Source organism: Thiovibrio sp. JS02, from assembly GCF_053485635.1.
In genome coordinates this window covers 1,184,941-1,204,108 of sequence record NZ_CM130715.1, presented here as the reverse complement: position 1 = coordinate 1,204,108, position 19,168 = coordinate 1,184,941, and the positions used below count along the sequence as shown (strand labels likewise).

General features: G+C 56.8%; 19 protein-coding genes. 7 read left to right on the top strand and 12 right to left on the bottom strand.

Annotated elements, in window-relative coordinates; all coding sequences use genetic code 11:
• Positions 1 to 33 precede the first annotated feature (33 nt).
• Positions 34 to 1,059 carry a molybdopterin-binding protein gene (locus tag ACUUL3_RS05705; RefSeq protein ID WP_448555414.1) on the top strand — a complete coding sequence of 342 codons (1,026 nt, stop codon included), beginning with the start codon at positions 34 to 36 and terminating at the stop codon, positions 1,057 to 1,059.
• Between the two features lies 1 nt (position 1,060).
• Here the strand turns inward: ACUUL3_RS05705 and arfB are convergent, their stop codons facing one another.
• The 5 genes from arfB to ACUUL3_RS05680 form a co-directional block, all read right to left on the bottom strand.
• Positions 1,061 to 1,474: an alternative ribosome rescue aminoacyl-tRNA hydrolase ArfB gene (gene arfB / locus ACUUL3_RS05700; RefSeq protein ID WP_448555412.1), complete on the bottom strand. Its 414-nt coding sequence runs from the start codon at positions 1,472 to 1,474 to the stop codon at positions 1,061 to 1,063.
• Between the two features lie 44 nt (positions 1,475 to 1,518).
• A complete protein-coding gene (locus tag ACUUL3_RS05695) occupies positions 1,519 to 2,091 on the bottom strand; it encodes an HPF/RaiA family ribosome-associated protein (RefSeq protein ID WP_448555410.1) in 573 nt (190 codons plus the stop codon).
• A gap of 210 nt (positions 2,092 to 2,301) precedes the next feature.
• A complete protein-coding gene (locus tag ACUUL3_RS05690) occupies positions 2,302 to 2,787 on the bottom strand; it encodes a BCAM0308 family protein (RefSeq protein ID WP_448555408.1) in 486 nt (161 codons plus the stop codon).
• Positions 2,788 to 2,871: 84 nt separating this feature from the next.
• A complete protein-coding gene (locus tag ACUUL3_RS05685) occupies positions 2,872 to 3,216 on the bottom strand; it encodes a TraR/DksA family transcriptional regulator (protein WP_448555406.1) in 345 nt (114 codons plus the stop codon).
• 139 nt (positions 3,217 to 3,355) lie between these two features.
• Positions 3,356 to 4,687, bottom strand: coding sequence for a tetratricopeptide repeat protein (locus tag ACUUL3_RS05680; protein WP_448555404.1), 1,332 nt, complete (start codon positions 4,685 to 4,687; stop codon positions 3,356 to 3,358).
• Between the two features lie 354 nt (positions 4,688 to 5,041).
• Between ACUUL3_RS05680 and ACUUL3_RS05675 the strand changes: the two genes are divergently transcribed.
• Positions 5,042 to 6,223 carry a M20 metallopeptidase family protein gene (locus ACUUL3_RS05675; RefSeq protein WP_448555402.1) on the top strand — a complete coding sequence of 394 codons (1,182 nt, stop codon included), beginning with the start codon at positions 5,042 to 5,044 and terminating at the stop codon, positions 6,221 to 6,223.
• A 100-nt stretch (positions 6,224 to 6,323) separates the two neighbouring features.
• On the top strand, positions 6,324 to 6,902 hold the full coding sequence (locus ACUUL3_RS05670; RefSeq protein ID WP_448555400.1) for a class I SAM-dependent methyltransferase: 579 nt from the start codon (positions 6,324 to 6,326) through the stop codon (positions 6,900 to 6,902).
• 2 nt (positions 6,903 to 6,904) lie between these two features.
• Here the strand turns inward: ACUUL3_RS05670 and ACUUL3_RS05665 are convergent, their stop codons facing one another.
• From ACUUL3_RS05665 to ACUUL3_RS05645, 5 genes are all read right to left on the bottom strand, one after another.
• A complete protein-coding gene (locus ACUUL3_RS05665; RefSeq protein WP_448555399.1) occupies positions 6,905 to 7,819 on the bottom strand; it encodes a GGDEF domain-containing protein in 915 nt (304 codons plus the stop codon).
• Between the two features lie 32 nt (positions 7,820 to 7,851).
• Positions 7,852 to 8,379, bottom strand: a complete 528-nt coding sequence (locus ACUUL3_RS05660) for a V4R domain-containing protein (RefSeq protein ID WP_448555397.1) — start codon at positions 8,377 to 8,379, stop codon at positions 7,852 to 7,854.
• A gap of 286 nt (positions 8,380 to 8,665) precedes the next feature.
• Positions 8,666 to 8,884 (bottom strand): hypothetical protein, encoded by a 219-nt coding sequence (locus ACUUL3_RS05655; protein WP_448555395.1) that lies wholly within the window; start codon positions 8,882 to 8,884, stop codon positions 8,666 to 8,668.
• Positions 8,885 to 9,021: 137 nt separating this feature from the next.
• On the bottom strand, positions 9,022 to 10,173 hold the full coding sequence (locus ACUUL3_RS05650; RefSeq protein ID WP_448555393.1) for a polysaccharide deacetylase family protein: 1,152 nt from the start codon (positions 10,171 to 10,173) through the stop codon (positions 9,022 to 9,024).
• Between the two features lie 38 nt (positions 10,174 to 10,211).
• On the bottom strand, positions 10,212 to 11,270 hold the full coding sequence (locus ACUUL3_RS05645; protein WP_448555391.1) for a glucosaminidase domain-containing protein: 1,059 nt from the start codon (positions 11,268 to 11,270) through the stop codon (positions 10,212 to 10,214).
• Positions 11,271 to 11,681: 411 nt separating this feature from the next.
• Between ACUUL3_RS05645 and ACUUL3_RS05640 the strand changes: the two genes are divergently transcribed.
• The gene (locus ACUUL3_RS05640; protein WP_448556442.1) at positions 11,682 to 12,167 is read left to right on the top strand and encodes a peptidylprolyl isomerase; all 486 of its coding nucleotides are present in this window, start codon (positions 11,682 to 11,684) and stop codon (positions 12,165 to 12,167) included.
• Between the two features lie 22 nt (positions 12,168 to 12,189).
• Here the strand turns inward: ACUUL3_RS05640 and ACUUL3_RS05635 are convergent, their stop codons facing one another.
• A complete protein-coding gene (locus ACUUL3_RS05635) occupies positions 12,190 to 14,235 on the bottom strand; it encodes a DNA topoisomerase IV subunit A (protein WP_448555390.1) in 2,046 nt (681 codons plus the stop codon).
• Between the two features lie 2 nt (positions 14,236 to 14,237).
• Positions 14,238 to 16,082, bottom strand: coding sequence for a DNA topoisomerase IV subunit B (locus ACUUL3_RS05630; protein ID WP_448555388.1), 1,845 nt, complete (start codon positions 16,080 to 16,082; stop codon positions 14,238 to 14,240).
• A 352-nt stretch (positions 16,083 to 16,434) separates the two neighbouring features.
• Between ACUUL3_RS05630 and ACUUL3_RS05625 the strand changes: the two genes are divergently transcribed.
• The 3 genes from ACUUL3_RS05625 (at position 16,435) to ACUUL3_RS05615 (ending at position 19,153) form a co-directional block, all read left to right on the top strand.
• Positions 16,435 to 18,114, top strand: a complete 1,680-nt coding sequence (locus ACUUL3_RS05625) for an Eco57I restriction-modification methylase domain-containing protein (RefSeq protein WP_448556440.1) — start codon at positions 16,435 to 16,437, stop codon at positions 18,112 to 18,114.
• Positions 18,104 to 18,844 carry a PaeR7I family type II restriction endonuclease gene (locus ACUUL3_RS05620; protein ID WP_448555387.1) on the top strand — a complete coding sequence of 247 codons (741 nt, stop codon included), beginning with the start codon at positions 18,104 to 18,106 and terminating at the stop codon, positions 18,842 to 18,844. Before ACUUL3_RS05625 ends, ACUUL3_RS05620 begins: the two co-directional genes overlap by 11 nt.
• A gap of 105 nt (positions 18,845 to 18,949) precedes the next feature.
• Positions 18,950 to 19,153 (top strand): hypothetical protein, encoded by a 204-nt coding sequence (locus ACUUL3_RS05615; RefSeq protein WP_448555385.1) that lies wholly within the window; start codon positions 18,950 to 18,952, stop codon positions 19,151 to 19,153.
• The last annotated feature ends 15 nt before the right edge of the window (positions 19,154 to 19,168 follow it).

The window sequence follows — 19,168 nt, the reverse complement described above, 5'->3', positions numbered from 1 at the left end:
TTTTATTTTATTCCGCGCTGAAGGAAGACTGCCATGAGCAAAACCGTACCGGTCGACGAAGCAGTGGGCATGGTGCTGCCCCACGACATCACTGAAATCCGCAAGGGCGAATTCAAGGGCCGCGCCTTCAGAAAGGGGCACATCATCAGGCCGGAAGACGTCGACCACCTCAAACGCCTCGGCAAGGAACATATCTATGTTCTTGAGCTTGCCGAGGACGACGTCCATGAAAACGAGGCAGCCGATCTCATGGCCGGGGCACTGGCAGGGCCCGGCACGGCTGTCTCCGGGGAACCGGTGGAGGGCAAGCTCAACATCATCGCCGCCCACGACGGCCTCCTCAAGGTGGACAGCGAGGCGCTCTACCGCTTCAACCTGCTGGGCGATGTCATGTGCGCGACCCTGCACGACAACACCCCGGTAAAACAAGGGGAGCTCGTCGCCGGCACCAGATTGATTCCCCTGGTCTCGAAACGACAGATCGTTGCAAACGCCGTTGATATCGCAAAAAAGGCGGGGGGCATTCTGCGGGTGCTGAAGCTGAGGAAAGCCCGGGCCGGCCTCATCATCACCGGCAACGAGGTCTTTCATGGCCGGATCAAGGATGCCTTTGAACCGGTATTACGGAAAAAACTGGAACAGCTCGGCTCCGAGGTGATCGAGGTCCGTTTCGCTCCGGATAACCCCGAAACCATCGCAAACGAGATCCAAGCCTGCCTTGCGGCGGGCGCTGATCTCATCGTGACCAGCGGCGGCATGTCCGTGGACCCGGATGACGTTACAAGAATGGGGATCACCCTGGCCGGGGCGACCGAGATCGCTTACGGAACCCCGGTTCTGCCCGGGGCCATGTTCCTGGTGGGTTCCCTCGGCGGGGTGCCGGTCCTGGGGCTGCCGGCCTGCGGGATGTTCCACAAGATCACCGTCTTTGATCTGGTTCTGCCCAGGGTGCTCGCCGGGGAGAAGATCGGCCGACAGGAGCTGGCGATGATGGGGCATGGCGGCCTTTGCCGGCAGTGCAAATCCTGTGTCTACCCCATCTGCGGCTTCGGGAAGTAGGTCAATCCTCGATCCTGCTCCGCAGGGCCTTGACTTTGCCGCGCTTGCTCTTGCTTTCCAGCCTTTTTTTCTGGGAGCTGCGGGTAGCCTTGGTGGGCCTGCGCTTTTTCGTCTCTCTGCCCACCTGCCGGACAAGCTCCTGCAGGCGCGCCAAAGCGTCTTCCCTGTTCTTCTCAAGGCTGCGAAAACGCTGGGCCTTGATGATTATCTCGCCCTCCTTGCTGATCCTCCGGTCATGCAGGGCGAGAAGCCGTTGCTTGTACAGATCCGGGAGAGACGAGGTGGCGATGGCAAACCTGAGATGAACGGCGGAAGACACCTTATTGACGTTCTGGCCGCCTGCCCCTTGCGCCCGGATGGCGATGATCTCTATTTCGTTCTCCGGAATACTGATCTTCTCCGAAATCGGCAGCATCGGTATCAGTTCTCTTCCAGCCAGGCCATGTCAACACTCCTCCCTTACAGCCCCTGCCCTGGGCGCGGTTTACCGACAATGCGCACACTGGTCGCCTGCGGCCCCTCGTTGCCCATTTCCTCGACAAACCGCACTTCAGAACCGATGGCAAGTTCCGCAAAGTCCGCTCCGATGAGGCTGTTGCGATGAAAATAGATGTCGTCGCCGCCGGCGGTAACGATACGGCCGTAATCCTCATCGGCATGGAGTTCCGAGATCCTGCCCATGGGCAGCTCCTCGTGACTCTTCACTTCGCCTTTCTGCCTGCTCACGTACTCCCGCAGTTTGCGCTGGGCCGTATCGAAAACATCCCGTAACACGACATGCACATCATGGTAGGATTTGTGCAGATCAGGCTCCCGGTTCACGACAATGGTTTCCTGGGGCAGGCTGATATCGATGCTTGCGTGGAAGAGGCCGCCTTTGCGTTGATGCAGGGGCGGCGCCTCCACCACCACCCGGCAGCTGATCATGTTTTCGCATATGCTGTCCAGCTTTGCCGCTTTCTCGCGGATAAAGGACTCCAACGCCTCCGAGGTTTCCATATTCCGAAACGTGATCTGTAAAGGCACCTGCATATCCCCTCCTTGACAACCCGATGGGAAAACGGGCTTGTTTACGGCACGGGATGTGCCGTCGCATTTTGCCGGTTCGCAAAGAGCCAAGAAATTCGTGGGGCCGGCCAAAGCCTTCTCTGGCCAACCGGCAGCCGAAAAAAAACAGGGATGTCTTTTTCAACGGACCGCCAAGAAACCCTGCTGGCGGGCCAGGTTGTTATCCGGCGCCTGCTAATCACGCCTCCAGGTCACCCGGAGACTCTGTTCGCCGTCACCATAGGCCAGGTCCAGTTCGCCCTGATAGGAGTGTTTCAAAGCCTCACCGATCCTGCGGGCCAGGTGGATGCCGGTGGTGGTCACCTCATGCCCGCCATCCTGTTCGGCAATGGTCATGATCCGTTCCATGGGGTGTTCAGACTTTTCCAGATTTTCCGTATTGCGAAGAAGATTGTGAATCTCCTGCCAGTGCTGCACGTGAAAAGCCCCTTGGATCTCAATGAGTCCGGCCGGGAACGCGTCGGCGATCCGTTGGCAGGCGGGACAGACCTTTTCCTTTGCTCCCGGGGGTGCGGCCTCCCAGGACCAGCGGCCGCCCAGAAACAGGGCCCTGCACTCCGGGCAGACCGTCGGCTCCGGCCATTTCTCCCATTCCTTATAGGCATCGTGCCGTTTTTCCTGAATCAAGCGATCCCTTCTTGCATTTTGACCCTTTTCCATGGTGCCCCTCCTTTGGAATGTGTTTTCCCACAGAGATAACACGTTGCGTAACTATAGAAAATTCCGCAAAATTCTTTATCGCAATCAGGGGCGGGCCGGCGGGATTTTCTTTTTTCCCTCGGCCCGGACGCCGCAGGCGTGGCAAAAACGGGTGGCTGGCAGTGCGGTCAACCGCGGCAAAGGTATGGGCCTTGAGCAGGACTCACACCTTCCGTAGGACAGGGAAGAGAACTTGCTCAGGGCCCGATCGATTTCCCCAAGCTCCTCCTTCTGCCTGTCGTCAAGATGGGCATAGAGCTCGGCAAGTTCGGCCTTCTGCGCTTCTTCCTCAAATTCGATATCCGGTTCGGCAAGACCCTGCCAGCCATCTTCCAATTGACGCAGATGCTGAAAGATCTCCTGCCGCATGGCCAGAAGTTTATCCCTCATCCCCTCCAATCCCGACGCAGCCATGGCCGCCCCCCTTTTTCCCGGTTGAAATACCGTGCGCTTTCTTCAATTATACAGAAAAAAAGGGACAAGAACTCAAGACAATAATTTTTCAGGGCGGAAAGAGATGGGGTAAGAATCAGGCACCCAGGAGAAAAAGGGAGCCCAGGAGCCACTCGCCTTTCTCTTTGCGAATCCTGGCCGCTTCGAAGGCCAGGACTTTGAGTCCGCACCGTTCCGCCACCTCGCGGATGTAAGCCGGAGAATGGGCGAAACGCCCGGATTGTCGAAGGACGTAGCCGTCCCCGTCCAGCTGTTCCGTGGAAAAGAGGACGCGCCCACCAGGAGCAAGGCGTTCGGCAAGAAGGGGAAAAATCGATTCCAGCCCGCCAACGTAGATAAGCACGTCGGCGGCGACGATCAAATCATAGAGGGCGTCGTGCTGCCCAAGAAAATCGACGATCTCGGCCACCGCCAGTTGATCATAAATCTTCTTCGCCGCCGCGACCTCGATCATCTTGGGAGAAAGATCCACGCCCACCCGGCAGGAGGAAAGATCGGCAAAAACCTGGCCGACCAGTCCGGTGCCGCACCCCAGATCGAGCAAACGCGGGTAATTTCGCTTTTGCCCGGATTCGGCCAGCAGCAGGCTCTTGAGATCCCATGGCGTTCTGTACTCAAGGTCCACGAGCAGGCGGTCTTCAAAACGCGCGGAAAAGCTGTCGAACAGATCGGCGATATAGGAGGAGGGCGCGGACACCGTGGTGACGCCGGTGAGGGCAGCCAGTATGTGGCGGGCCGATTCGACATTGTGGTTCAGGGCGATGAGCTGCCGGTAGCAGGCAACAGCCGCCTCCACCCTGCCCTGGTCCAGATAAAGAACCCCCAGGTTGCCATGGGCCTGCGCATAGTCGGGCTTGAGGGCGATGGCGATCTCAAGGGAGGCGATGGCGTCCTCCTTGCGATGCGACTCCTTGTGGACCAAGGCCAGATTGTAATGCGCTTCGGCGTCGTCCGGGGCGATTTCCAGGGCCCGGCCGTAGGCCCGCATGGCCTCTTCGAGCCGGCCTGCCTTTTTATAGGCCAGGCCGAGATTGAAATGGATGTCGGGATCTCCGGGCTGGAGGCCGGCCGCTTTTTCGTAGGCGGCGATGGCTTCCGGCAACTGCCCTGAGCCGAGAAAGACCGTACCCAGATTATAGGCGGCCTGCCAATGCAGATTGTCGAGGGCGAGGGTTTTCTGGAACTGTTCGATGGCCATCCGCTTCTGTCCTGTCGCGTAATACGCTGTGCCCAAATGGTAGGCAATGGCCGGTTCGTTGGGAAGGAGGGCCTGCGCCTGCGCAAAGCAGCCAGCGGCCTCTGCAAATTGTTCCAGCCCGGAATACAGCAGCCCCAGATACACGCAGGAATCCACATGTTCCGGACAAAGGGCGATCACCTGCAGATACAGGCATTCGGCCTCTTGCACCTCGCCCAGCCGATGCAGTTCCAGTGCCCGGCTGAATGTTTGCTCCGCATCTCGAGGACAAGGACCGACGGAGTCAGAATGCTCCCCGCTCCGCACGGGGGAAAAACCGTTGTTCATCGTTGCACAATTCTCAGTTTCAAGATGGTGCCGCCCCGCACTTTGCATTATGATGAATGCACTGCCGACATATGGAGTTGGCTGGCATGCAAAGCAGGGACAAATCCGTTCGCGATCAAACCCAGATAACGGCCGAAAAAATTACCATGGCTTGCGACGCTGGTCAACCCGGAGCGAATAAGTTTTTCTCTCACCCCAACAAATTATGCAATGACGAGAACAATGAACCCTTTTCCCATGCCGGACGAACAACTTGACACCTGGATGCGGGAAATCCGCCGTCACATCCATCAGCATCCCGAGCTTGCCTTCCAGGAATTCGCCACGGCCCGCTTCATTGCCGGCAAACTTGAGGAACTGGCCATCCCTTTCCGGGAGCAGGTCGGGCAGACCGGCATAGTCGCCAGTCTCGGCAGCAATGACCCCGCCGCCCCCTGCGTGGCCCTGCGGGCTGACATGGATGCCCTGCCCCTGACCGAGGAAACCGGCCTGCCCTTCTCCTCCCGCAATCCAGGAGTCATGCATGCCTGCGGCCATGACGGGCATGTGGCGATGCTGCTTGGCGCCGCCGCCCTGCTCTCGCGGGTTTCCCTGCCCGGCCGGGTGGTTCTGATTTTTCAGCCGGCAGAGGAAGGCGACGGCGGCGCCAGGGGCATGATCGCCGCCGGAGCCCTCAATGGGGTTTCCGCCATCTTTTCAGGCCACATCGACCGCAACCACGAGCTGAATGAGATCATTGTCCAGCCGGGGCTTATCTGCGCCTTTACCGATGAATTCAGCATCGAAATCACCGGCAGCGGCGGACACGCAGCCAAGCCCCATGAAAGCGCCGACAGCATAGTGGCGGCCTGTCAGTTGGTGACGAGCCTGCACACCATCGTCTCCCGCGAAATCCATCCCTGCTTGCCGGCCGTGATCACCGTGGGCAGGATCCACGGCGGTACCGCCGCCAATGTCATCGCTTCCCGGGTCGTTCTCGAAGGGACCATCCGCTCCACGGATCCGGAAGTCCGCAAAACCTGCTTCTCCGCGGTACAGCGCATGGTTGCCGCCATCGGCGCCCTGCATCGAGTGCAGGCCACCTGCACCCTGGTCGAGGGCTACCCGCCGGTCATCAACGACGCGGCCGCAAGCCGGATCGCCCGGGATGTCGCCGCGGAAATCGTCGGCTCCGGCAAGGTCAAGGGCCAGCCGCTGCCCAGCCTCGGCGGCGAGGATTTCTCCTTTTTCCTGGAAAAGGTCCCGGGCTGCATGGTCCGTTTCGGAGCACGCCGCCCGGCTCCCCATGATGCGCCGGCCCACAGCCCCCGCTTCGATTTTGACGAAGACATCCTTGCCACCGGCGCCCTCTTTTTTGCAAAAACCGCGCTGCGGGCTCTGGAGGGCATCGCGGTTTCTCTTTTGCCGCCGAGGCGTTAGCCGGTTCACGGCGGATTTTTCCGCGGGGTTTCCCGGCCGAATTGTGGTATATGAAACTTCTTGCTTTTACATCCTCTTGCCAAGTGGGGAAAACAACGCCATGGATGAGACAGGACAGGATATTTTTTTCAACATCATCAACAGGTTTGTCGGTTTTCACAGCAGGGACGCCGCCCGGGAAACGAAAAACAATACCGACTGCGAGTATCCCTTTGTGGCCATGGATACCAGGCAGGTCTTTGCCCAGCTTGAGTTTGTCGCCAGGCTGCTCAACGCAGATCCCGACGCCCCCGCGCATACGCAGCCACGTTTTCTCGACATCGGCTGCGGCATCGGCAACATCCTGCTCGTTGCCGAACAGTACGGCTTTGATGTGTATGGAATCGAAAAGGATGAATACCCTTTTACCGTGGCAACCCGGCTCATCGGCGAGGAAAAAGTCTCCCGGGATGACATCTGGACCTATCAGGGCCTGGAAAAATTCGAGGTGCTCTACTACTTCCGCCCCTTTTCCGGCAGAGAGCAGCAGCTGCGCTTTGAAAAACTCGTGGAGGACAGCATGCGGGTCGGCGCCATTCTCATCGCCAATCACAAAAACAGCGATGCGATCAGCCAGGACCGACGTTTTGAGCGGCTGAACACCAGCCTGCCCATCTGGCAAAAAACAAGTGCCGGCTGAGGCTATTCGACCGCGACAACCCGGTTTCGGCCGCCGTTTTTGGCAAGATAGAGCGCCTCATCCGCCCGGCGCAGAACCACCTCAAGATCGGCGTCATCAGCCCGCAGGCAGGTCAGGCCGATGCTGACGGTGAAATGCACCGCCTGCTCGCCCACGTAAACCTTCCGGTCGCAGGTCGCTTCACGGAACCGTTCCGCGACCTTGTGCGCCCCGGTAATGGGTGTTTCCGGCAGGACAACGGCAAACTCCTCCCCGCCAACCCGGCCAAGCACGTCGTTTTCCCGCAATCCCTCAAGACAGTTCGCGGTAAAGGCTTTCAGAACCTCGTCACCCACGGCATGGCCATGGGTGTCGTTGATCTTTTTGAAATGGTCGAGGTCCATCTGGAACGCGGCGAAAACATGGCCATAGCGCCGGGAACGGATAAATTCCTTCCTCCCGAACTCCATGAAGTAACGGCGGTTGAAAGCTCCGGTGAGGGGGTCGGTGGCGGCAAGACGCTCAAGTTCCCTGTTCTGGGCAAGGATCCGTTCCTGACTTGCCTCAAGTTGCTTGACCATGGAGTTAAACGAGGCGGAAAAGCCTCCCAGAAAATCAATGCGCTGGGAAAAATCACCCTTGGCGACCTGCCCTGTCTGCCAGGTCAGATGCCGGAGGGTTGCCTGCAGGTTCTTCAGGTTATGGCAGGCTGGCAGCCTGGTGGTGATGGCTGTGTCGATGTCGCCGATGGAAAGATGATAGGTTGCCGTGGTGAGCGCGGAGAGGGCTTCGGTCAGCTCGTTGACGAATGCTCCCACTTGACGGATCTCATCGTTATTCTGACCGGCAAGATTGAGAAGCCCCGGCTGCTGGCCATTGAGCAGGGCATGGACATGGGCGCTTATCCTGTCCAGGCGGTCAATATCCTCTTGCCTCATCGCAGCGGTTACGTCCCCTTCCCACAGATTGTTCAGTGAATCGGGCCAACCTCAAAACGGCAAACCCTGTCCCCGGTGCACCAGCAGTCGGTTTCCCTGGCCAGAAAATCCTTGCCGAAATGCGCGCTGAAAAGCCCGGCGATAAAACCTTCGTCATAGGTGCAGACCGACTCGTTGGTGATGGGCAGCCCCGAGCAGTCGAGATCCTCGGCAATGGTCAGCACAAAGCGCATGGCGACAAGATCGGAGGTCTCGACGCGGAGGATGCCAATGGCAAGATCCTTCATGGTCTCCTGCAGCGTGGAGACAAAGGCGCTGAAGTTCTTGGGGCTGTGCAGCAGCTCCTCGTAGATGGCCTTGCCGGCAATCCTGCCGGCATCGTAGAAAATGCGGTTGGTGGTTTCCACGTCGGTGTGCTTGATGATGGCGTCGCGCAAGGTGAACTGCATCAAGCGATAGATCGCCACCGAGGTCTTAGGACCGAGGTTCGGGCGTCCCCACTCGATGTCCCCGAGATGGGCCCATTCAAACTGGAACGTTTTTCGTTCTTCCTTAAACATTGCACCGCCTCTCCTGATAAGCTTGCGCAGATACCGAGCCCGACCGTTGACCGACAACACTGAAATGGTAGCACATCTTCAGGGGGAATGGCAATCCCGATGGACCTTGAAAACCACTCATCCCGGACAGTGGGAAAAACGGGCCAGGGAAACAGCAGAGGCTTACCCGCGTTACCCCGCGCGGAGTTGGAATCGCGATCCGTATTCCGGGAGGTCGGCAAACCGTCAGAGGCGCAAGGGAGAAAGCAGACAAAAAAGGTGGGCGAAGCACTTTCCGAGCATGTCGTTAAAAATAGGCGGCGTTGGGAAACAGATCTTCCGGGATGCTGTTGCGGCCATGGAGTGTTGCATAGGCATGGCGAGCGCAATCCCGGTATCCACCCGCACAGTACTTGTCCATCATCTTCTGCCTCAACTGCGGCACGCTGGCCATGGTTGCCTGGAAGAAATCACAGGATCCGAAAAACTCGCAGGCCGTCCCAATCACTCCAGTCCGTTCAATCATTACCATATCCAGAAAGCGGCTTTTCAACCCCTGGTCAATACCGTTGGGTATTCCGAACGGAAAAGCCTGTTCCGGCGCCCAAGGCAATACGGAAAAAACAGCAGGGGAAAATCACCGGAGAAAGGCCGTTCCGGCAATCAATGGCCCAAGGTCTGGTTGCCAAGAATCGCCTGCATGGCCTCAGGATCATGCCGGTTCGCCTCGTGCTGGAGCAAAAGCCAGAAACGTACGGCGCTCCTGTTGGTTCCTTTTTCTCTGGCGCTGATCATCACCCGGTTGGAACGTCTGGTCAGGGGCAGGTCGTTGCGCATGGAGACAAAGCCTTTGCTGTCCATGGTCGCCTTGCGCCAGCCAAGCTCGCTCACATAGATGCCGAAACTTCCGCTGTCATAGCGTTCCGGATAAAGCACCCGGGCGCCGAACACGGCGGGGACGGCTTTTTCCAGGGGGGAAATGGAGGGAGTGAGGTTGGCGACGGGCAGATCCGCCCTGTTCAGCACCTTGATAAAATGGTCAAGGGTTGCCCATTCCTTGCCGAGGATGGGTTCCCTGGGAATGAAAAAAGGATCGGTGTCCGCGCTGACGGAGCCGGGATCCTGGGTAAAGATGGCATCATAGCCCAAACTTCTGGCCTCCTCCAGGACAATGGAGTTGTACTCGCCGTATGGGATGGCAAAGAAGCGAGGTCTTTTCCCCAGTTTTTCCCGAAGGATGGTGACGCTGCTGACCAGATCGGCCCGGACCCATTTGCGGTACTCCTTCTCGGTGACCCCCCGGGGCCAGTCCGCCATGCGGTGATGCGAAAAGCTATGATCCTGAAAATCGACGCCTGCCGCCTGCATCTCCAAAATCTGCTCCCAACTGAGATAGTTGCTGTATTTTTTTTCCACCCCCTCCACGTAGAGGAAGACCGTGAACGGAAAGCCAAAGGATTTCAGGATCGGCCAGGCCACGGAATAAATGCTCCGGTAGCCGTCATCAATGGTGATGACCGCGGTCTTCTCCGGCAGAGGAATCTTGGCCTTCAGGCAATGCACCACTTCGGCAAGGGAGAGAACCCGGTAGCCGTTGTCGGCGAGATAGCGCATTTGGGCGAGAAAGTTCTCTTCGGAAACACTGGTTGTCGGATACCGCTTGTCCCCGAAATGATGATAAATGAAAATGGTGGGATCGCCTGTCCGCTGCGGAACCTTTTCAGGGACGGTATTGTTGGCCGCCGTGGATTGGGGCCTGGGCGACAAGGCCATCACGCAGGCCAGGAGAAAGAGGACGAAAAGAAAAAACTTCAAAAACCAGGAACCTGAAGATTTCCGGGGCGTGGACTCTTTCATTGCATATTGGCCAGGGAAACGAGGCGAACCCCGCGCTGCCTGGAGGCAAGCACGCACTCGTCGTACATCTGCAGCTGGTTGCTCCTGATCACCCTGGCAAGATCGGCAACATACTCTTCACGTCTTTCCGAATAGTAGCGCAGACCGTTGGCCAGGGTCAGGGAATCCATGTTCTGCTCCCGGAGTGAACGAAGATGGCTGTATGCGGCAACCCGGTTGAGCATGAGAATATAGGCCCGCACCGAATCAAGGAGCGTCGCGTAAGAGGCGACTTTATGTTCCTTGCCTTCCTCCCGCTGGGAAGGAATGATTCCTTCAATGCCCCAGGTCCAGACACCGAAAAGATTGTTGCCTTCCAGGGCGAAGCGCGACCCGCCCCAGGAGGATTCCAGGGCGCCCTGGGCTAGGATCAGGCTCACCGGCACCAGATTGACCCTCCGCAGGAGAAGATCGACATCGTTTGTCCGGTATTTCTGGCAAAGCTGCTGAAGAAAATACACCTCATTGGGCCGCAAGCCGTCAAGATTGGCCTCTTCGCCGGAGTCGATGCCGAAAGCAAACCGCTTGGGAATCCTCGCCAACCGGGAAAGGATTTCCTCAAGGGCGTACCTCTCGTCCTGTACCTCGGACAAGGCGATCATGGCGACGGGCAAAAGGGTATGGAGAAAGGCCCGTTTCTGCGTCTCAACGTCAAGATAAGGGAAGTCGGCTGGCAAACTCTTCACCAGCACGGGATTCACCGGCGTAAACGGCTCGACTTCCCAGAGTCTGTTGGTTTTCAGTTGCGTTACCAGTTCGGTGGCGGAATGGACTTCGACGGAAGGCAGTTCCTGCTGCCGATGGCCAAAGCCGATCAGGAGTGAAACCGATGGTTTCAGTTGGGCGATGATGAAAAAAAGCACTGCCAAGGAAACCCCGCATACCATCCGGACCATATCCGGATCGACGGAACGTCTGCCGAAAAAAATCAGGGGTTCGTTCCCGCGCCCACCCTTGTCACTTCCGGGTGCCAGGGTATTCTTCTCCTTGGGAGAGCTTGATGTAAGGCAATCCATACCGCGTGCCTCCATCTCTTGCAAACAGATAATAAGAGCATACGATCTTCCCTGACCGTCGCACTGACTCTCTCTGAACCAGTTCAAGAGAGAGGTTGTTCATTTAGCAACTATAACCGAAAAAAGCAATAAAAACATCCTGCCGAAAGGGCGAACCAACCACCGTTACCACCATATATGGCGCAGGATATCTTCGCAACCACAATATCTGGTAACCGAAAAGGCTTGGCAGAGCGGGGAATGCTGTGTAAAATTAGTAAGTTTTCTTGCCGGGGTATTTTTTCTTTCTCTTTTTTTTTCACCATGAGGCCAGACATGAAAAAAATATCGTTCCTCTTCTCTCTGCTTTTCACTATAACACTTTGTTTTTACGCGGAAAACCAATGCTTTGCCAAGGGAAATGACGTCATCATGGAAACAACCCTGGGCACGATCCGTATCGAACTTGAAGACGAAAAAGCACCGCTGACGGTTGCAAATTTTCGCAAGTATGTGCAGGAAGGATTTTACGATGGCCTCATCTTCCACCGCGTTATTCCCGGCTTTGTCATCCAGGGCGGCGGCTTTGCTCCGGGAATGCGGCAAAAGGCCACCGGGGCTCCGATCAGGAACGAAGCGGACAATGGCTTGAAGAACAGCCGCGCCACCCTGTCCATGGCCCGCACCAATGCCCTGCACAGCGCAACCAGCCAGTTCTTCATCAATGTGCGGGACAACGAAAGCCTTGACCATCGCGGCATGTCGCCGAGCACATTCGGCTACGCGGTTTTCGGCAAGGTCACGGAGGGGATGGAGGTGGTGGATAAAATCGTTGCCGTTCCCACCAGGAGCGTGGGCTATCATCAGGACGTGCCTGCGCAGGATGTGGTGATCCTCAAGGCCTATGAGGCGAAATAGAAAAACCCCGAGCCGGCCGCTGTCAGTCTTCGGTTGCCGGCTTTTTTTCCTCCGGCGGCTTTATGTTTTCAGCCGCGGGCAGCGAGCTGCCGTCTGAAGGCTGAAACAGCTTGGGCTGAACTTCCGTCTCCCTGGCGGGTTCCTTTTCCGGTGACAATTCGGCAATGCGGCGCACCGGCCGGTTGGAAACCCTCTTGCCCAGCGCGGAAACCCCCTTGATCAGAACATCGCTGAAACTGCAGTCCACATAGTTATGCTGGGCACGCTTCGACGGAGCCAGGTGCACGCGGACCCGGCCCCCTTCCCCCAGGCCCAGAAAGAGGATGACGGAATTTTTGTGTTCCGGGAAAAGGCGGTACTCTTTTTCGAGAATGAATTTTGGGCAGTGAAAACGCTTGGCATAACAGAGATTCTGCCCTCCTTCCCGGTAGATGAGGTTGAAGATCAGCTTCTCATCCACCTTGCCCAGCCAGGCGAGATCATGGCCGACAAAGAGCTTGTCGATGACGTTGATCACCTTGTACACGCCGTTCTGGTAAATGAGCAGCAGCTTGTCGTATTCCGAACAGGGGAAGCAATCCTCCGGCCGTGCCTTGACCTGATGACCCAGAAAGCCCGTTTCCCGGTCATAGCCCATGCTGAGGTTTGAAAGGGCCACCTTGCGCGCCTCCACCTCGCTGAAGGTTGTGATCTCGGTGCGGCGCGGATAAAGATGGCCGTAGCGGTTGAGCAGATCGTCCAGGTAGGAGACGGTGTAACCGACCATGTCCAACAGATAGTTTTCCACCGCCTTGATATTGTCGCGGACCTCCTTGATCTCCTTTTTCTTCCGGTCGATGTCGTAGCGGGAGATGCGCTTGATCCTGATCTCAAGCAGCCGCTCGATGTCCTCCTTGCTCACCGCCCGCACCAGCAGATCGGCAAAGGGGAGCAGGGCCTCGTCGATGGTGTCCACCACCGCCTTGTAGGTCTTGCACTCCTCGATTCTCTTGTAGAGCCGCTCCTCGATGAAGATCTGCTCAAGCAGATGGGCGTGCAGCTTTTCCTTGAGCCGGCCATGCTCGATGGTGAGCTCTTTTTCAAGATCGCGCACCAGCTTTTCGGTGTTGTGGCGCAACACCTCGCTCACCGAGAGCACGGTGGGATTGTTGTCCCTGATCACGGTCAGGTTGGGGCTGATGGAAACCTCGCAGTCGGTGAAGGCGTAGAGAGCCTTGATGGTATCCTCGGCATAGATGCCGCGGGCCAGTTTGATCTCGATCTCCACCTCTTCGGCGGTGTAGTCGTTGATACTCATGATCTTGAGCTTGCCCGCCCGGGCCGCTTTTTCCACGCTCTCGATCAGGGACTGGGTGGTGGTGGTGTAGGGAATATCCTTGATGGTGATGGTCTTCTCGTTTTTCTCCTCGATGCGCGCCCGGCAGCGCAGGCGGCCGTTGCCGTCCTCGTAGCCGGAGACATCGATGGCGCCTGCCTGGGGGAAATCGGGATAGACGGCGAACTCCTCGCCCCGCAGAATGGCCTTCTGCGCCTCAAGCAACTCACAGAAATTATGGGGCATGATCTTGGTGGCCATGCCCACGGCAATGCCCTCGGCGCCCTGCATCAGGAGCAGGGGAATCTTGGCGGGCAGGGCCACCGGCTCCTGCATGCGGCCGTCATAGGAATCGGCAAATTCAGTGAGATCGCGGTTGAACAGGGTCTCGCGGGCCAGGGGGGAAAGGCGGCACTCGATGTAGCGGGCGGCCGAGGCCTGGTCCCCGGTGTAGATATTGCCGAAATTTCCCTGCCGGTCGATGAGGTAGCCCTTGTTGGCCAGGTTCACCAGGGCGGCGAAGATGGAGGCGTCGCCATGGGGATGGAGCTTCATGCAATCGCCCACCACGTTGGCCACCTTGTGATAACGGCCGTCATCCATGTTGTGCAGGGTTTGCAGAATGCGGCGCTGCACCGGCTTCAACCCGTCCGCCACGTCGGGAATGGCCCGCTCCCGGATCACATAGGAGGTGTAGTCGATGAAGTTGGTGTCGAAAAGCTTGTGCAGCTCGCCGTAGTGGGAAGTATCCATAATCAGACGACCACCAGATGATCCATGATGTATTCCTTACGCTCGGGCGTATTCTTGCCCATGTAGAAGGAGAGCAGCCTGGGCACCTCGCTTAGGGTGTCGATGTTCACCTGCTGCAGCCGCATGTCCGGGCCGATGAACTGCTTGAACTCCTTGGGCGAGATCTCCCCCAGGCCTTTGAAGCGGGTGATTTCCACCGGCTTTCTGCCCTTGCCGCCGCCGGCCAGGTGTTTTTCCGCCGCGGCCCGCTCCTTGTCCGTGTAGCAATAGATGGTCTCCTCCTTGGTGCGCACCCTGAAGATCGGGGTCTCCAGGATGTAGACATGGCCGCGCTTGACCAGGGCCTCGAAGAAGTGAAGGAAATAGGTGAGAAGCAGGTTTCTGATATGCAGGCCGTCCACATCGGCGTCGGTGGCGAGAATCACCTTGTCGTAGCGCAGGGTCTCCACCGATTCCTCGATGTCCAGGGCGCGCATCATATTGTACATCTCGTCGTTCTTATAGAGCAGGGTCAGGGGCTGGCCGTAGACGTTCATCGGCTTGCCCTTCAGGGAGAAGACCGCCTGCAGCATGGGATCGCGGGAGCTGACGATGGAGCCGGAGGCCGATTGCCCCTCGGTGATGAAGATCATGTTGGGCCGCTCCGGATCGGAGGGCCTTTCCGGGGTCGGATGGTACTTGCAGTCCTTGAGCTGGGGGATCTTCAGCGCCACCTTCTTGGCCTTGGCCTTGGCCTCCTTGCGCACATGGGAGAGCTCCTTCCTGATCTTGGCGCTCTGCTGGATCTTATCGATGATGATCTCGGCAAGCTCGGTGTTCTTGTAAAAAAAGTCGCAGACAAAATCCTTGACGCTGTTGACGATGTCGGTGCGGACATCGGTGTTGCCGAGCTTGTTCTTGGTCTGGGACTCGAAGATCGGGTCCTTGACCTTGACGGCAATGGCGCCCACCACGCCCTCACGCACGTCCTCGCCGGAGAACTTCTTGCCGGAAAAGTCGTTGACCCCTTTCAGGATCCCTTCCCGGAAGGCGGAAAGATGGGTGCCGCCCTCGTTGGTGTAGGTGCCGTTGACAAAGGAAAAATAGGTCTCGCCGTAGCCCTCGGTATGGGAAAAGGCGAACTCCAGGGTCGCATTCTTGTAATGGATGGGTTCGTAAAGCTGGGTTGTGCCGATCTCCTTGGCAAGCAGGTCCAGGAGGCCGTTGGCCGAGTGAAAGCACTCGTTGTCGAAATAGATCTTGAGCCCGGCATTGAGATAGGCATAGCGCCAGAACCGCTTGCGGACGAACTCCCGAATGAAATAATAGCCTTCAAAAACATTGGGGTCCGGGTGAAAGGCCACCAGGGTGCCGTTCTTTTCGCTGGTGTCGCCCTGCTCTTCCCCGACCAGCTCGCCATTGGCAAAGGTGGCCCTGGCAAACTTGCCGTCCCGGAAGGAGGTCACCTCGAAACGGTCGGACAGGGCGTTGACCGCCTTGGTGCCCACCCCGTTCAATCCCACGGAAAACTGGAACACATCGGTGTTGTACTTGGCCCCGGTGTTGATCACGCTCACGCACTCGACCAGCTTGCCCAGGGGGATGCCGCGCCCGAAATCCCGCACCTTGACCACGCCGTCCGCGCCGATATCAACGTTGATCCGCTTGCCCACCCCCATGATGAACTCGTCCACCGCATTGTCCACCACCTCTTTGAGAAGGATGTAGATGCCGTCGTCCGGATGGCTGCCGTTGCCGAGCCGACCAATGTACATGCCGGGCCGCAGACGGATATGCTCCAGGGAACTTAAGGTCTTGATCTTGCTTTCGTCGTAGACGGCAGCGGAATCGGGGCTGGGTGCGCTCATGGGGCAATTGGCTGCAAGTTAAGGATTTAATGATCGGGTTAAGCAGGGGAAAATGAATTTCCATTTGTATATCGCTCTTTGCCTGCCGCCGCAATGATATTTTGCCGGAGGCCCTGCGCAGCCTGGATTTAAAGGATAATGAGTTGAAAAGAGGGGGGTTGTCAGGTATGAAGATTGAATAAATCACATCCGAGAAAGGAAAAACGCACCAGCGACACCGACAAGGATAACTCCATGCCCATCGGTTAACAATGGGTAACCATAAGAATGGAGAATTTGTATGCCGAGCCTGAGGCAGCCAACATTATTCGACCTGCTGGATGGTCCCGCCTTTCCGAGACCTGTGGCAGTCATGGACGCAATTGAAACACTGGCGTCGAACAGCAGAATTGAGGCGCGAGGAGCAATCTTTACGCGCATCGAGGTCGTTGATTTTATTCTCGATCTGGTTGGCTACATTGCCAGCGAGCCATTGCACCTCCGGCGTATTCTTGAGCCCTCTTTTGGCAAGGGCGATTTCCTTCTTCCCATTGTTGATCGTTTGCTTGCAGCGTGGCGCATGCATGACGGGAATGCCTCAACCGCTGGCATTGAATTGAAAGAGGCCATTCGTGCCGTGGAGTTGCACCGGGAAACCTTTGCCTCAACACGCAGGGCCGTAATCAATCGGCTGAAAAAAGAAGGTCTTTCGGCATCCGTGGCTTCAGAACTCGCCGGCCGATGGCTGATTCAGGGGGATTTCCTTCTTGAACAGCAGAGCACTTGTTTTGATTTTGTTGTCGGCAACCCGCCTTATGTCCGGCAAGAACTGATTCCCGCTCCGTTGTTGTCTGAATACCGTCGTCGTTACCAAACGATGTATGACCGCGCCGATCTTTACATCCCTTTTATCGAACGTTCGCTATCTCTTCTCGCTGATGGTGGAACGCTCGGCTTCATTTGCGCCGACCGCTGGATGAAAAACCGCTACGGCAAGCTGTTACGGGAATACATAGCAAGAGGTTTCCATCTCAAAGCCTATGTCGACATGATGGATACCAACGCCTTTCATTCCGAAGTCAGCGCCTATCCGGCGATCACCGTCATTTCCAAGTCAAAAACAAGCGGGACCCGCATAGCCCATCGGCCTAAAATCGAAAAAAAGTTACTTGCTTCCCTTGTGGCGGATATCAACTCGGATATCCCGTCAAAAGACTCATCTGTCCGGGAAATGATTGGCGTGGTAAACGGTTCCGAACCATGGCTTTTGGAATCCCCTGATCAAATGTCGCTGATTCGGCGCATCGAAAGCCGGTTTCCCGCGCTGGAGCATGCTGGCTGTAAGGTCGGAATTGGCGTGGCGACTGGAGCGGACAAAGCTTTTATTGGTGATTTCGAGTCGCTTGACGTTGAGCCTGACCGTAAACTTCCCTTGGTCGCAACCCGGGATATTCGATCCGGTGAAGTTATCTGGCGAGGTCAAGGCGTCATAAATCCGTTCGCCGCCGACGGTAGCCTCGTCGATTTGCGGGATTACCCCAGATTAGCCAGCTATCTCGAAGCGCGCAAGGTGATAATTGCAAAACGCCATTGTGCCCAGAAAGCGCCATCAAACTGGTATCGGACGATTGACCGGATATGGCCCAAGCTGACCCGCAAACCGAAACTGCTGATACCTGATATTAAAGGCGAAGCTCATATCGTTTTCGAGCCCGGCAAGCTCTATCCGCACCACAACCTTTACTATGTCGTATCAGACATGTGGGATTTGCGGGCCTTGCAGGCGGTATTGCTTTCCAGCATCGCCAAGCTCTTTATGGCTACCTACTCAACAAAAATGCGCGGAGGGTATTTACGTTTTCAGGCGCAGTACCTGCGACGTATCCGGATTCCCTTCTGGCGGGAGGTATCCGAGAATCTCAGGCAGGAATTGATTCATGCCGCAAACATCCGCGATCTTGACGCCTGTAACCGAGCTGTTTTCAAATTATACGAACTGAGCCAGGAAGAACAATCCGCTCTTGGCGGTAATGGAGACAAAAATGGCAATTGATCTCGTAGATTATGAACGCAAGGCTCGTGAAGCAGTACAGGCGTTTTGGGGAAACAGGAAGGCCGCCAAAAAGAAGCAGATCGAGTCTGGCAAGGCAGACCAGGGCGAACGTGCTGGAGTTACCGCTGGCAAAAACATGGACGGATTTATCGCTCTGATACTTGATATTATCCGTGCCAATGGGCTTGCCCATGCCGATATCCACCAGAAAAAAGCTGTTCTGACGCTGCCCGGTTTTTTTCGTCCAACCAAACTCTGGGATCTTCTTGTTATCCACAAAGGTGAGCTGATCGCGTCCATCGAACTGAAAAGCCAGGTCGGGCCTTCCTTCGGCAACAATTTTAACAACCGGACTGAAGAGGCAATCGGCACGGCCCACGACTTATGGACAGCATACCGCGAAGGAGCGTACGGCAAACAACCCCGCCCATTTGTTGGCTGGCTAGTGCTGGTTGAGGACGCATCCGAATCCCGGTCTCCGGTCAGGGACAACTCTCCTCATTTCCCCGTATTCGAAGAATTCAAGGACGCGTCCTATCTCCAGCGATACGATTTGCTCTGCCAGAAGCTGACACGGGAACAACTTTATACAACCGCTTCGGTTATAGCCTCTCCGAGAACTGCCGCTGACAGCGGTGATTTTTCCTCTTTGTCCCCGATGACCAGTCTCAAGACCTTTGTCACTTCCCTTGCCGGGCATATCGCAGCCGAGGCTGCAAGGCTTGAATAAATAAAATGTATCATTCACCAGATGCTGTGCAATTCAGAAGCACCCCAATACAGTATATATTCTCGATCACAATCTGTATCAACATTTGGCCAAGGAGGCCATCCCATGAGCCACGCATGCGATACCCAAAAAGCCCCCTCACCCGACACGCAGCGGATGCTGGAGTCCCTGAGACACGCCGTCGCCGATGCGCTGGAGAAGAAAAAACGTTTGGGCCAGTATGCCGTACTTTGGGAAAACGACCAGCCCGTGCTGGTTGGCGAGGACGCGCCGCAAATACCGAAAAACCAGAAATCCCCCGGCGACTGAAGTTGTCGTCAGACA